The sequence below is a fragment of the Veillonella sp. T14073-2 genome (assembly GCF_002959875.1).
Lineage (GTDB): Bacteria > Bacillota > Negativicutes > Veillonellales > Veillonellaceae > Veillonella > Veillonella infantium.
In genome coordinates, this window is the sequence record NZ_PPDC01000006.1 from 564,761 (window position 1) to 579,636 (window position 14,876).

A 14,876-nucleotide genomic window follows, 5' to 3' on the forward strand; every position below is an offset into this window, starting at 1 on the left:
TCTAAAATGAATTATTACATATTTATCATACCTAAACTTATTTAATTATACAATGTGTATTTAGAAAATATATTGTATACATAAGAAATAATATTAACTACTAAAAAATATATTATAAAATTAAGGTGTATAGCATAATAAGAGATTTCATACAAAAAATATTTATAAATAATATATCATTTTTTGTATATAAAAAAAGACCACTCATTTGAGTGGTCTTTAGTATCCTTAGAAGGAGTAGCCTACACCAGCGTGTAAACCATTTACAGTTTTATCGTTGTTGTTTACGCTATATTTATCATAGCCATAGTATACGTTCAAGTCTACATCAGGGCGAACTTCATATTGAGCACCTACTTGGTAAGTTTGTTTAATATCGTTACCCCAACCAGCTTTAGCAAAGCCGTTTACTTTTTCTGTCAATGGCACATGACCAATAACACCAGCTTGGAAACCTAATTCTGTATCATTTGTACGAATTGCAGTACCAGCACCATATACATTTACGTTTGGATGCACTTTATAAACTAATGCTAATTGATGATCTTTAATGTCGCCATTTTTTGCATTCAATTTATCATAAGAATATTGAACTGCAGTTTTATTGGAAAGATCGTGTTGCAAAGAAACACCGAAACCGTCGTTGCTATTGCCGCCACCTTTAGATACATGTTGTTTAAATGCATAATCAGCTTGTACTTTAGTGGAACCGTCGCTAATTTTTGTTACAGGTGCCGCTGCAAATGCACTACCTGCCACAACTGTAGCTGCTAGAGTTAATAATACTAATTTCTTCATTTGTACCTCCTATACACATATCTCAAGATATGTCTTACTAAGTTACTTATTTACGAATGTTTTTATTATACACTCTATAAATTAGCGTTTCATGAATACAGGGATATCTGGGATACCGCTGTTAGTTGTTGTAGTGGATGCTGGACGAGATGTAGTCGTTGTTTTACCGAATTCTGGTACGCTTTTAGCGTTATTTCCAAAACCAGTTGCTACAACAGTAACTTGAACTTTATCGCCCAAGCTTTCATCGATAACAGAACCGAAGATGATATTTGCATCAGGGTCTGCTGCATCAGAAATAATTTGAGCAGCTTCGTTTACTTCAAAAATACCCAATTCGGAGCTACCAGAAATATTAAGCAAGATGCCTTTTGCACCATCGATAGAAGTTTCCAACAATGGGCTATTGATAGCCATTTTTGCAGCGTCTGCAGCGCGGTTTTCACCAGTACCTTCACCAATACCCATCAAAGCTTCGCCTTGATTAGTCATGATAGTTTTAACGTCTGCAAAGTCAAGATTGATTAAACCAGGAATTTGGATCAAATCGGAAATACCTTTGATACCTTGACGAAGAACTTCATCAGCTTTGCTGAATGCATCAGATACGGAACATTTTTTATCTACAACTTGTAACAATTTGTCATTAGGAATAACAATAATTGTATCAACTTTTTGAGTCAAGAACTCAATGCCTTTTTCTGCCGCAGCACGACGACGTTTGCCTTCGAATGCGAAAGGTTTAGTTACTACGCCAACTGTTAATGCACCAACTTCTTTAGCACATTCAGCTACGATTGGAGCAGCACCAGTACCAGTACCACCGCCCATACCAGCAGTTACGAATACCATATCAGCACCTTCAAGAGCTTTAGTAATTTCTTCACGGCTTTCTTGAGCTGCTTCTTCACCGATTTGTGGGTTAGCACCAGCACCAAGGCCTTTAGTAACTTTTTCGCCGATTTGAATTGTTACATCCGCTTTAGACAATTCAAGCACTTGGTTTTCTGTATTAACGGCTAAAAATTGAACACCTTTAATTTGGTTATCAACCATACGATTAACAGCGTTATTACCGCCGCCACCAACACCGATAACTTTAATATTTGCAAAATCAGACATTGAACTTCCTCCTCTTATCGTTATCTATTGTATCAATATACGTCCCAATGTATCGATTTATATACTGACTATCTTATAACAATTACATTTATTTTACACTAAAATTTAAAAACTTTCCACTATATAGAATGGGATTTATTAGAACCGCTTAGTCATAATTATTTTGCGTATAGCGCCTATATTAATAAATACACGTAACCCAAATCCAATAAGAGCCACATAGTATAGGTTAATGCCTATTAAATCACCAACATATACAAGAATAACAGCTAATACCATATTTGAAAAGAACCCAATGACAAAGTTACTGAGATCAAAGGTTCTTTCCAATGCTGCTCGACTGCCACCAAATACTGCATCTAAAGCTGCTAGAACAGCTACAGAAGTATAATTCGAATAACTAGCGGGGATATGAAGTGGTGCTATCCATCCTAAGGTAGCCCCTATAATTAGGCCAATGATGGCAAAGATATAGATATTCATTCTTTACCTCCTAACTCATTAGGCTTCATATATTCTTCTCTAAAAGTACCTGTGAAAGCAGGAATCGCTACATCCTCTTCTTGCTTTATAGTTACCTTTATTCCCCAATGTTTAAGTGAATCTACTACACCACCGCGCATAGTGAGCGCAGAATTTAATGTCTTTGGATCTCCAATAGCTTTCACCGTAAAAGGAGCTCCAAAGACCTTCCCATTTACAGTAATAGTTGGTCCTGAACATCGTATTTCAGACGTTCCTATGAGGCGTTGATCATTAATAGCTATCGCTTCAGCCCCACCAGCACGTAATTCATTAACAATTCTTAGAATATCTTCATCATGAATTACATATAAATTGGGGTTTTCCCCACTTTGTACAGGTTTCAAGCTATCTTCAATCAACACACTAACGCCTGGCCCTTTAACATTTGTTAAAGCCGCTTTCATCATGAGCTGTTCATCAGCTTTACCACCGCCATTGGCACCAGATTTTTTTAGTGACTCAATTTGCTTTAACAAAGCATCACGTTCACTCTGGGCCTCTCTCAATTGTACCGCCAAATCGCCAGTCCGTTGTAAGCGAATATTTTCTTCTATATTATCTTGAGTCATCTTATATTGGGTAACAACCATGAACCCTAATATACAGCTGACTATGGCAATTGCCCACCGTTCGTGTCTCACGACAATCATCTACCTTTATATTCAACATGACCTTATCTATCTTGTTTTTTATCATCCTTCTTAGTAGATGAATTTTCTGTAGTCGGTGCTCCATTCTGATGCTTTTTAACTTCAGGCATCACATCGGTTTTAATGTACGGCGATGAAACATTAACATCTATATACTGTACATTACCATGTGTCTTTTTAATATCTTGTAACATCGACTGAGTTAGCTCTGCTTTTTTAGCTAAGTCTTTGCCATCCCCCAGTCGAATCTGTATACCTGAAACAGTATATGCCATTATCGCATCAGGATCTCCAATATTAATCTCTGCAATATTCTTGAATGTCTCCTCATCAAGTGAGTTCAAATATTCAAGAGCCGCCAATATCGGTTTATCTACTACCGTATCACCTAATAGTATATTTCCAGCTTTCACACCAGAAATCATAGGAACGGATGTGTCTTGTATAGCTGGCTCAGATGCAATCACTTGACCCTTACTATCAAGGGTTAAGTATCCAAACTGAGCCGGTACGACTGCAACTGCCTTGCGTTCTACTACATTTACCACCATTGTCAGTGGCAACTGATAGCTAATTTGAGCCTCTTCGACACGTAAATCTTTCGATAATCTAGTTTTTAATTTTTCTGTACTAATCTGCAATATATTAACAGGTTCATGAATATCACCAGCTACCATTACATCTTGTACAGTTACCTTATCCGATCCAGTAACTTTTAAGGATCCAAAAGGAATAGGTAGTGTAAACAACCCCACCAACACGAGAGTAACTGCACCACCGATTTTTAACACTCGTTTTCTAAATACAGCCCGTTCATCACGAACAGGTGTAGAAGACTGCATCTCCCCAGAGTTGGATGGATGGTTTTGCTTATCATCCATAGTTAACTCCTTATCTTCTATTAGCCCTTAAAATTTCCCTATACTAGCTGTTAATAGAATTTTTTCACATAATGTTGGGAAGTCAATTCCCATTTCTTTTGCTGCTTTTGGTACTAAAGATGTTGCTGTCATACCAGGCACAGTATTGTATTCAAGAACATACATATTATCTGCATGGTCTGTCATAACATCAACACGAATTACCCCACTGCCTTGTACTTCACGATACACAAGCTCCCCAATGCGTTGCATTTCAGCAGTCATTTCTGCACTAATAGGCGCTGGCACTAAATACTCAGTAGCACCTACAGTGTACTTACTCTTGTAATCATATTCACCAGAATGTGGACGAATTTCAATAACAGACAATGCTTTACCATCTAATACAGATACTGTAAATTCACGACCATCAAGAAATTGTTCTACCACAAGAATAGGGGCATATTTTAGAGCTTCCGTTACAGCCTCTTCTAACTGAGCTTCATCGCGAACAATGGTAACCCCAATGCTAGAACCTTGCGTAGCAGACTTCACAACTACTGGAATTGTAAAATCCTTACGAATATGCTCAATAATAGCTTCTGCAGATTCAAGATTACCATTAAAGGACTCGGATGCTGCAGTAGGAATATTGGCACCTTTAAATACATCTTTACTTACTTTTTTATTCATACCTACTGCATGAGCCATAATACCTGACCCAGTGTATGGAATTTCAGCCATTTCTAATAGGCCTTGCAACGCACCATCTTCGCCGTAACGACCATGAATTGCATTAAATACAACCTCGCCACCTAAGTCTTCAATATCTTTTAATACAGTGCGCGGATTGAGTTCTAAAGTTTGGGCATTATAACCTTTACTTTCAAGTGCTTCTGCAATAGCAGCGCCAGTACGACGAGATACCTCAGCCTCTTTGGAAGGACCACCCATTAATACGATTATTTTTTTATCTTTCATTGTAAGCCTTCCTCCAATATAGCTAATAATTTTGGTCCATATTGATTAATAGAACCTGCACCCATGGTGATAACTAGGTCATTAGGTCTTACTATTTTCGCTAATACCTCAGGCAAATCGTCAACAGATGGTACATAATTTACGTCTTGACCTGTGGCCGCTTTAATAGCACTTGGAATCGTATTGCCATCAATACCAGGGATTGGATCTTCACCAGAGCTATAAATATCTGTCATATATACTTCATCAGCGCTTGTGAAAGCAGTAGCAAATTCATCCTTTAACAAGCTTGTGCGGGTAAAGCGATGTGGCTGGAATACACAGATAACACGATGTTTTTCCAACTCTTTTGCTGCTTTCAATGTTGCTTTAATTTCTGTAGGATGATGAGCATAGTCATCAACAACCCATACGCCGGCTACATGACCTTTAGTTTCAAAACGACGCTTTGCACCGATAAATTTGCCTAAGCCTTTAGTAATAACACGTGTTTCTACGCCACAACAATCATGAGCCACAATAAAAGCAGCCAAAGAGTTCAATACATTATGTTCACCAGGAACTCGTAAGCGAATGCGCTCAACATTCACACCATTATGGTATACATCATATACCAAAGTAGAGTCTACATAGTGAATATTTTTAGCTACATAGTCATTATTATCACTTAAGCCATATGTAATGAAATTACGATTTACACGGCTCATTACATAACGAATATTCTCATTATCGCCACATACAATTGCTTTGCCAGATTCTGGTAACGTTTCGACAAACTCACAAAATGCATTTAACAAATTATCCATTGTTTTGTAATGATCCATATGATCATCTTCAATGTTAGTAATAACAATAGTATGTGGGCGTAGTTTCAAGAAAGACCCATCACTTTCATCTGCTTCAACTACAGAGAAATGCCCCTTACCTAGACAACTACTACCTTTTAAATAATCTACTTCACCACCGATAATAACTGTTGGATCAGCTTCTGCTTCTACTAAAATTTGACCAATCATGGATGTAGTAGAAGTTTTGCCGTGAGCACCAGCTACTGCAATGCCATCTGTTACGTCTAATACAGCTTTTACAATATCGGAACGGTGTAAAATTGTAATACCTTGCTCTTTTGCAGCTACAATTTCAGGGTTATCTTCGCGAATAGCCGTAGAACGGACTACAGCATCAACGCCTTTTACATAATCTTTATTATGACCAATATGAACTGTAGCGCCCATATTTCTGAACTTTTCAATAACTGCAGAATCAGCTACATCTGAACCAGATACGTCATAACCTTTTTGAATTAAAATATTCGCTATAGCACGCATGCCAGACCCACCTATACCAATAAGATGAATCTTATGAATACCGTCTAACATAAAACCTCTCCTTGTTACTTTGCAATAGATAATGCTAATTTTGCAATATCATGAGCCGCATTAGGTTTACCTAACTGCAACGCTCGTTCTCCCATTTGTGACAACAAATCACGATTGGCCATAAACATTTCAATTTCCCCTATCAAATCATGGGCACTTAACATTTGATCAACAATCATATGCGCTGCCCCTTCTTGAACAAAAATACGGGCATTATAGGTTTGATGATCTTCCGCTGCATATGGATATGGTACCAATACAGACGGAATACCTCGAACTGCTAGTTCAGCAAGACCGATAGCACCAGACCTAAAAACTGCTAAATCAGCTGCCGCCAATGCTTTTGGCATATCGTGTAAATATGGCAAGATCAAAGAGGAATTACCTAAACCATCACCATCGGTAATACCAAGCTGAGATAACACAGATTGATATTCCCCATCCCCTGTAATATGGATTAATTTAATTCCTTCTGTTCCTTGAAAATGCTTATGTACATCAATCATAGCATTATTGATAGTTCTCGCCCCACGAGAACCACCGGCTATAAGAACAGTGAACGTGTCATCACTTAAATTAAAATAATTACGTCCATCTTCCCTAGTATCAACTAATACATCAGGACGTACTGGATTACCAGTATATACTACGCGTTTTGCCTTTGAAAAAGATGATTCTGCATCCTTGTAGCCCATAGCGACTACATCAACAAAACGGCTTAAAATTTTATTTGTAATGCCTGCAATGACATTTTGTTCCTGTATCAACGTTGGAATATTGCGCAATGCTGCGGCCATAAGAATAGGACCACAAACATAACCACCCGTACCAATAACTACATCAGGCTTAAAGTTGGAAATGATTGTATTAGCTTTCACAAGAGAAAAAGCAGTCTTGCCTAACGTCACCAACGTACCAAAAGATAATTTACGTTGCAAACCTTGTACAGGTAATGTAGTAAATTCAATGCCTTCTTTAGGCACTAAGGTAGCCTCTAAGCCCCTTTCCGTTCCTACATATAAAACCTGTGCATCAGGGTTCTGTTTCATAATTTCCTTATATATAGTTATTGCTGGGTATATATGTCCACCAGTGCCACCACCTGAAATAATGATACGTTTCATTAATGGTGTCTCCCTTCTTGCAACATATGAACACAGTTTTTGAAATCATCGCCACGTTCTTCAAAACAGCTATACCAATCAAAACTTGAACAAGCTGGCGATAATAATACAATATCACCTTGGTCAGCCAATTTATAACCCTGTTCCACAGCATCTTTCATAGATGAAGCTCTATAAATAGGCTGAACACCAGCCTCTTTTGCAGCAGCTTCAAATCGCTCCGCCGCTTCCCCCATAAAGATAACAGCTTTTGTATGATGTTTAACAAGCTGCATAAAGTCTTCTAACGGAGTCATTTTATCATGACCACCAGCTAATAAAATAACGGATTGATCAAAGGATTCCAATGCTTTTACAACAGAATCTACATTAGTAGCTTTAGAATCATTATAGAATGTAATTCCATCAAGAGTTTTAACTCGTTCTAATCGGTGTTCAACACCATGGAACTCACTTATAATACGATGAATGGTTTCTACCGGCACACCTAATGCATAAGCTAAAGCGATAACAGTTAAAATATTTTCAATATTATGACTACCTGGAATGTGGATATCAGCACTACCAATAACAGGTGTTGCTGTACCATTCTTTGTTACATAACATTGTCCTTTATCATAGTAAGCACCATTTGAAACCACTTGATGTTGACTAATTTCAAGGATATGGCTAGGTACACGATGTTTCATGTCTGCTACAATAGGATCATCAATATTAAGCACCATAAAATCTGTACTCAATTGATTTTCAAAGATGCGTTCCTTCGCAGCAATATAATTTTCCATTGTCTTATGACGAGCTAAATGATCTGGTGTAATGTTAAGCATAATAGCACCAATCGGTCTAAAATACTTAATTGTTTCTAATTGATAGCTAGATAACTCAGCTACCAAAAAACCATCTGCTGGCATGGAATAAGCTACTTCACTAAGAGAATCGCCGATATTGCCACCAACGCGAACTGGCTTTCCAGTTCCTTCCAATACCTTAGTTAATAATGTTGTAGTAGTGGTCTTACCATTTGTACCTGTAACGGCTACAATTGGCGATTTAGATAACTCATAAGCCACTTCTACTTCACTAACCACATCAATACCACGAGCTTGAGCGGCTTTTACAATGGGAATATCTAGAGAAATACCTGGAGAAATAACAATGCGATCCACGCCATCAAGCAAGGATTCATCTTGTCGACCTGTAATAATATCTACACCTGCTGATACAAGTCTTTTTTCCTCATCTGCAGGCAGTGTAACAGGCTTATAATCATTTAACACTACATGGGCCCCAACTTGAGCTAATACCCAAGATGCGCCTATACCGCTGGCACCAGCGCCAAGTACAAGTATATGTTTATCTCCGTATTCCATCTATATCACCTAAATTATCAACAAAAATAATGTATTCCTATCTTATAAGCATACCATTATTTGCGTGTTCCGTTAAGTATTATCTTACAAAGTTATAGTCGCTAAAACGACGCCAATAACAGCTAATACAGCGCCACCAAACCAGAAGCGATTAACAACAGTTTGTTCAGCCCAACCAGACAACTCAAAATGATGGTGAATTGGGCTCATTTTAAATACGCGTACACCACGAGTTTTAAAGGATATAACTTGAATAATAACAGACAATGCTTCCATAACAAAAATGCCACCAATTACAACGAGTAGCAATTCTGTTTTAGTCAAAATTGCCATAGCTGCAAAAGCACCACCTAAAGCTAAGGAGCCAGTATCCCCCATGAACACCTTCGCAGGGTTTACATTGTATACCAAGAAACCAAGGCATACAGCGGCTACAATGGCGCCAAAATAAGCAACGCTTTCAGCACCAGTAGAGTTTGTTGTAGATGCAGCCATAAGACCAATCACGGAGAAAGCAATGGCAGCTACAGCAGAGGTACCACTAGCTAATCCATCAAGACCATCTGTAAGATTTACTGCGTTCGTAGCACCTACGATAATTAAAAACGCCAAAACATAATAAGCCCAACCTAGTTGAAGATGTATATCTGCTACAGGAATCCACAATGTGGTAGGAATAACCATAATTTCAGTAATACAGTAACAGAATATGGCCGCCAAAATAAATTGACCTAGCAACTTTTGCTTAGCTGTTAAGCCAAGATTACGTTTTTTAACGGCTTTTACAAAATCATCAAAGAAGCCCAATAAACAATGGCCCAATGTTAAAAATAATAACATGCCTGTACCTACATTCCATGGTGCGAAAATAGCAACACCAAGAACAAGGGCAATCATCATGAAAGCACCACCCATTGTTGGCGTACCCGCTTTCGCTTGATGACTTTCTGGACCCTCTTCACGAATACTTTGTTGTGCGTGTAAAGAACGCAACATAGGAATAGCAATTTTACCTAGCACTACTGTAATGATAAAGGTCACTACAAAGGCTAATAGAATATGATATATCATATGAACCCTCTACTCATTAATAAACAGATGACGGCTAGATATAACTAGCCGTAACCTTTTATTCTCGATCTTTTAACTCTTCAACAACCCGTTCCATTCGCAAGCCTCGAGAACCTTTGACAAGGATAACATCCCCTTTTTCACGAATATCGCTATAGGCATTAGCCATTTCTAAATGACTATTACAACGGAATGTAGTTAAACCTGCTTTTTTTGCTTCCTTAGCTATAAAGGCCGCAGCATCACCAAATGTGAATACTACACTATAGCCTTCTTCAGCAAGCAATTGACCAATTTCACGATGCGCTTGTTCAGTATAATCACCAAGCTCAAGCATATCACCAAGCATAGCGATTTTACGTTTGCCTTCTAGTTGACCTAATGCTTTAATCGCTTCAGCCATAGAGGAAGGATTTGCATTATATGCGTCATTTAAGATAACAATATCTTCAAATGGTACGATTTCTTGGCGCATAGGAGTGCCGGTAAACTCACTTAAGCCTTTACGAATAGTATTGGATTTAATCCCCAAAACACGACCTGCTACGATGGCTGCCAATGCATCATATACATTGTGTTCACCAATCATAGGTAAGAAGATATCGAAAACTTCGTCATAACATTTGCAAGTAAACTTAATACCGTCTTTTTTATAACGCAAATGGCTACCAATACAGGTAGCATTACGTTCGATACCATAAGTAATAGTTTTACCTTTAGCAAGGCTATCCATAGCCTTAACATATGGATCATCTTCATTGAGAATAGCCACACTATTTTCAGGCAAACAACGAATTAATTCACCTTTAGCTTGTGCAATGGCTTCACGAGAGCCTAACAACTCAATATGGCTAGTACCAACATTGGTAATAATGCCCATAGTTGGTTCCGCAATCAATGCAAGCTCTTCAATTTGACCAAGGCCACGCATGCCCATCTCTACGACACATGCTTGATGTTCTGCAGTTAAGCGCAACAATGTTTTTGGCAAACCAATTTCATTATTAAAGTTTTTTTCAGTTTTCAAAACATTAAATTCTGTACCAAGTACAGCGGCCACCATTTCCTTTGTTGTAGTCTTACCAGAAGAACCAGTTATAGCCACTACAGGAATATCAAAGCGACGGCGATGATACCGTGCCAAATTCTGATACGCTACCAAGGTGTTTTCAACCTCGATACATGCGATACCTTTTACGGCACGACCTTTTTCTACGATTGCACCTGTAGCGCCCTTTTCAATGGCCGTGTTGATGAAATCATGACCATCAAAGGTATCACCTTTTAATGCTACAAACAAAAAGCTTGATTCAATCGTTCTTGTATCAGTAGATACATCTAAAAACTTAATATTGTCGGTATGTGTACTCGTCCCTTCTGTGGCTTCTACCACTTGAGACAATGTAAATTCTGCCATATTAGATCTCCTTGAGGGCTGCTCGCGCCTCTTCACGATCATCAAAATGAATCGTTTTATCCTTTAAGATTTGGTAATCCTCATGCCCCTTACCAGCAATTAGTACAATATCCCCAGGTTTTGCATTTTGTATTGCATGTTGAATCGCTTCCCGACGATCAACGATTACTTCATAATGAGAGCCTTCACGAAGGCCTTCTTTAACGCCTACTTCTACATCTTTCACAATTTGTACAGGATCCTCTGTACGAGGATTATCAGATGTTACATATACTACATCACCATATTGTGCAGCAATACGACCCATGATAGGGCGTTTTGTCGCATCTCGGTCACCACCACAACCAAAGACTACAATAATGCGATTTTCTTGAATAGCCTTTGCAGTTTGTAGAATATTTTCTAGCCCATCTGGTGTATGTGCATAATCTACAACCACAGCAAATGGTTGACCTTCTTCAATGAGCTCAAAACGGCCAGGCACAGCGCTAAATGTTTTCAACGCTTTATCTATATCTTCCATAGATATGCCTTCTAATAGACAAGCACCAATAGCAGCCAAAGTATTATATACATTAAATAAACCTGTGGTATTCATAGCTACTGTATAGTCATGACCATCATAAGAGACAGTGTAACGACTAGACTTAGGTGTCATTTCTACATCATGAGCATTCAACGTACCTTTACCATCAATACTGTAAGTAATGATAGGTGCCGTTGTTTTCTCAATTACACGATGACCATATTCGTCATCGATATTAATGATAGCCCCTTTACCAGATTTACTTTGATTAGGTGCGCTAACTTGTTCAAATAATTTACACTTAGCTGCCAAATAATTTTCAAAGGTCTTGTGAAAGTCCAAATGATCTTGTGTTAAGTTTGTAAATACCGCTGTATCATATTCAACACCAGAAACTCGCCCCAATGCCAATGCGTGTGAAGAAACCTCCATTACGCAATGTGTAACACCTTCCTCTACCATTTGATGAAGAATATGTTGCAAATCCACTACATCAGGTGTCGTATTATGAATTGGATATGTTGTATCACCAATCATAATATGAACAGTACCAATAACGCCCACTTTATGACCTTGAGCTTTCAAAATATGACGAATCATATGCGTTGTAGTCGTTTTACCATTCGTACCAGTAACACCAATCATACGCATGGAATTTGCTGGATAATCAAAGAAATACGGCACACACGCCATCATAGCTTTACGAGTGTCCTCTACAGTGATAACACAAACATCACCACTTACCTCTACCGGTTTAGATACAAGTACTGCTACTGCGCCAGCTTCTACGGCTTTATTTACATAATTATGACCATCTACAGTGGCACCATCTAAAGCAATAAATAAACTACCTACTTTTACAGCACGAGAATCAGCTGTAATATCTAATACATTAACAGCTGTATTACCTTCTACATGCGTTGTTTGTAAGGTTTTTACTATATCTTGTAATTGTTTCATATACAATCTCCTTTACACGCAAAGGAAAGCAGCCCAATACGAGCTGCTTTGCCTGCTAGTCTATAATTTGCTGTTTCTCTTGTACAGTGCGTTCAGTAACAGCGCTTTTTGTGCTATAAACAAAAGAATCAGGCAAAACCATCCCTAGTTGTTGTTCTGCGATTTGTTGGATACGAACAGGAGACTTCAAGGAAGCCACTTCAACATCCAAAGCATCATTATCTTTTGTTAATTGTACTACAGCTTGCTGTGTTTTAACTACTTCGTAGCCCAATTTTGTGCTGTACGCATTCATAACCATCATAATAAGCAAAAATGCAACCAATGCAGCAATACCATATACAACTTGCCACATCATAGGACTCAAATCTAGAGCCACACTTGCACTACGTTTTCTCCCTTGTGAAGCGACCAACACATCGCTTTTTACCTGGCCCACAACAGCCTTTCTCGCTAACATAAACACTAACCCCTTCCAATTCTACAACTTGACGGCTACGCGCAACTTCGCGCTTCTAGCCCTCGGATTAACCTCAATCTCCCCTGCACTTGGCTCTATAGCCTTATTCTTCGCCTTCACAACAGCTTTGTGGTTACATACACACATCGGTAGTTCTGGAGGACATATACATGCTGTACTCAACTCTTTGAAAGTTTGTTTTGTAATTCGATCTTCCAAGGAGTGGAATGTGATAACCCCAATTTTCCCCTTTGGTTTCAACATGGATACAGCATCTACAAAACTATCATGCAAGATAGCTAATTCTCTATTTACTTCAATGCGAATTGCTTGGAACGTCCGTTTTGCCGGATGCGGTCCATCTTGACGCGCCTTCGCAGGTATTGCTTGTTTAATAATTCTAACTAAATCACCAGTAGTGGTTATTCGTTTTTCTTGACGTGCATTAACGATGAATTCAACAATCCGCTTAGCCCATCGTTCTTCACCATAGTCACGGATAATCTGCAATAGTGCTTCAGCATCATATTCATTAACAACTTCCTCTGCTGTTAATGGTGCTTCCTTATCCATCCGCATATCAAGTGGACCATCATTCATATATGAAAAGCCACGTTCTGGTGTATCTAATTGATAACTTGATACGCCAAGATCAAAGATAAAACCATCTACTTCATAGATGCCCTCATTTTGAAGAGCTTCCTTTAAGTTAGAAAAGTTTGTCGGTATCGTTAACACCTGACACTTTAAATCAGATAGACGCTGTCGAGCTACGCTCAATGCATCTTCATCTTGATCTAAACCGATTATCATGCCTTCTGGGTCAAGCATTTCGCCCACTGCGTGCGCATGTCCTGCCCCACCAAGGGTACAGTCCACATAAATGCCTTTTGGATTAGTTACGACGGAGTCCACCGTTTCGCGTAAAAGTACGCTGGTATGATTAAATTCCATCATAGCCTCCTATAACATAATCCCTTCAAGCCCTTCGACTAATTCTTCCATACTTTCAGCCACTTGATCATCATAGTAATCATATTTTTCGCGGCTCCAAATTTCAACGTGATCCCCAGCACCAACAATAACGGCCTGTTTATCAAGGCTAGCATATTCACGTAGTGGTACAGGAATGAGGACACGACCTTGTTTATCATATTCAAGCTCAGCAGCACTACCAAAAACAAAACGTTTTAAGGCACGTACGCTAGCTTTAGTGGAGGATTGTGATTGTAAAGCTGTAGAAATTTTCTTCCACGCTTCTTCGGTGTAAATAGCCAAGCAGTTATCTAGGCCCTTAGTAACAATACATACTTCGCCTAGTTGTTCACGTATTTTCGCGGGTATAATCATCCGCCCTTTTGTATCAATGGTGTGATTATATTCTCCCATGAACATACGTATCACCGCCCTTTACTATTCCTTATCCACCACTATATGGTAAATTTTACCACAATTCCCCACTATCCACAATAAAAAATCCATTTTTATCCCACTTTTTTATATTTTTCTTTCATAATCTTTATTTTTCTCATTTTTTCTTCGATACATATGTTCGAAGGTAAATAATAATTGGATCATAAAAACCACTATCTACCACCAAGAGGATTTTTTTAGTTCTATCTGTATCTAATCC

15 protein-coding genes are annotated in these 14,876 nt (G+C 38.5%); all 15 read right to left on the reverse strand.

All coding sequences use genetic code 11. The annotated features are described in order from the left end of the window. Positions 1-228 precede the first annotated feature (228 nt). Entirely contained in the window at positions 229-798 is a 570-nt protein-coding gene (locus VCHSUH04_RS06240; RefSeq protein WP_105085807.1) for an outer membrane beta-barrel protein, read from the reverse strand. Positions 799-879: 81 nt separating this feature from the next. Then, positions 880-1,920, reverse strand: a complete 1,041-nt coding sequence (ftsZ, locus tag VCHSUH04_RS06245; protein WP_105085808.1) for a cell division protein FtsZ — start codon at positions 1,918-1,920, stop codon at positions 880-882. Positions 1,921-2,058: 138 nt separating this feature from the next. After that, positions 2,059-2,403 carry a small basic family protein gene (locus VCHSUH04_RS06250; protein ID WP_105085809.1) on the reverse strand — a complete coding sequence of 115 codons (345 nt, stop codon included), beginning with the start codon at positions 2,401-2,403 and terminating at the stop codon, positions 2,059-2,061. Continuing rightward, positions 2,400-3,095 (reverse strand): DUF881 domain-containing protein, encoded by a 696-nt coding sequence (locus VCHSUH04_RS06255; RefSeq protein ID WP_105085810.1) that lies wholly within the window; start codon positions 3,093-3,095, stop codon positions 2,400-2,402. Before VCHSUH04_RS06255 ends, VCHSUH04_RS06250 begins: the two co-directional genes overlap by 4 nt. A gap of 23 nt (positions 3,096-3,118) precedes the next feature. After that, a complete protein-coding gene (locus tag VCHSUH04_RS06260; RefSeq protein WP_105085811.1) occupies positions 3,119-3,976 on the reverse strand; it encodes a cell division protein FtsQ/DivIB in 858 nt (285 codons plus the stop codon). 27 nt (positions 3,977-4,003) lie between these two features. Then, a complete protein-coding gene (locus tag VCHSUH04_RS06265; RefSeq protein ID WP_105085812.1) occupies positions 4,004-4,936 on the reverse strand; it encodes a D-alanine--D-alanine ligase in 933 nt (310 codons plus the stop codon). Next, positions 4,933-6,315, reverse strand: coding sequence for a UDP-N-acetylmuramate--L-alanine ligase (gene murC / locus VCHSUH04_RS06270; protein WP_105085813.1), 1,383 nt, complete (start codon positions 6,313-6,315; stop codon positions 4,933-4,935). The genes VCHSUH04_RS06265 and murC overlap by 4 nt, the downstream gene beginning before the upstream one ends. A gap of 14 nt (positions 6,316-6,329) precedes the next feature. Further along, a complete protein-coding gene (gene murG, locus VCHSUH04_RS06275) occupies positions 6,330-7,439 on the reverse strand; it encodes an undecaprenyldiphospho-muramoylpentapeptide beta-N-acetylglucosaminyltransferase (RefSeq protein ID WP_105085814.1) in 1,110 nt (369 codons plus the stop codon). After that, positions 7,439-8,809: a UDP-N-acetylmuramoyl-L-alanine--D-glutamate ligase gene (murD, locus tag VCHSUH04_RS06280; protein ID WP_105085815.1), complete on the reverse strand. Its 1,371-nt coding sequence runs from the start codon at positions 8,807-8,809 to the stop codon at positions 7,439-7,441. The genes murG and murD overlap by 1 nt, the downstream gene beginning before the upstream one ends. Positions 8,810-8,893: 84 nt before the next feature. After that, positions 8,894-9,880 (reverse strand): phospho-N-acetylmuramoyl-pentapeptide-transferase, encoded by a 987-nt coding sequence (mraY, locus tag VCHSUH04_RS06285; protein ID WP_105085816.1) that lies wholly within the window; start codon positions 9,878-9,880, stop codon positions 8,894-8,896. A gap of 58 nt (positions 9,881-9,938) precedes the next feature. After that, positions 9,939-11,297: a UDP-N-acetylmuramoyl-tripeptide--D-alanyl-D-alanine ligase gene (murF, locus tag VCHSUH04_RS06290; protein ID WP_105085817.1), complete on the reverse strand. Its 1,359-nt coding sequence runs from the start codon at positions 11,295-11,297 to the stop codon at positions 9,939-9,941. Between the two features lies 1 nt (position 11,298). Continuing rightward, complete coding sequence (locus VCHSUH04_RS06295; protein WP_105085818.1) at positions 11,299-12,783, reverse strand: UDP-N-acetylmuramoyl-L-alanyl-D-glutamate--2,6-diaminopimelate ligase; 1,485 nt, start codon at positions 12,781-12,783, stop codon at positions 11,299-11,301. Positions 12,784-12,838: 55 nt separating this feature from the next. Beyond that, a complete protein-coding gene (gene ftsL, locus VCHSUH04_RS06300; RefSeq protein ID WP_060924202.1) occupies positions 12,839-13,243 on the reverse strand; it encodes a cell division protein FtsL in 405 nt (134 codons plus the stop codon). Between the two features lie 21 nt (positions 13,244-13,264). Then, entirely contained in the window at positions 13,265-14,197 is a 933-nt protein-coding gene (rsmH, locus tag VCHSUH04_RS06305) for a 16S rRNA (cytosine(1402)-N(4))-methyltransferase RsmH (protein WP_105085819.1), read from the reverse strand. A 9-nt stretch (positions 14,198-14,206) separates the two neighbouring features. Next, a complete protein-coding gene (mraZ, locus tag VCHSUH04_RS06310; RefSeq protein ID WP_060924200.1) occupies positions 14,207-14,638 on the reverse strand; it encodes a division/cell wall cluster transcriptional repressor MraZ in 432 nt (143 codons plus the stop codon). Positions 14,639-14,876 lie beyond the last annotated feature (238 nt).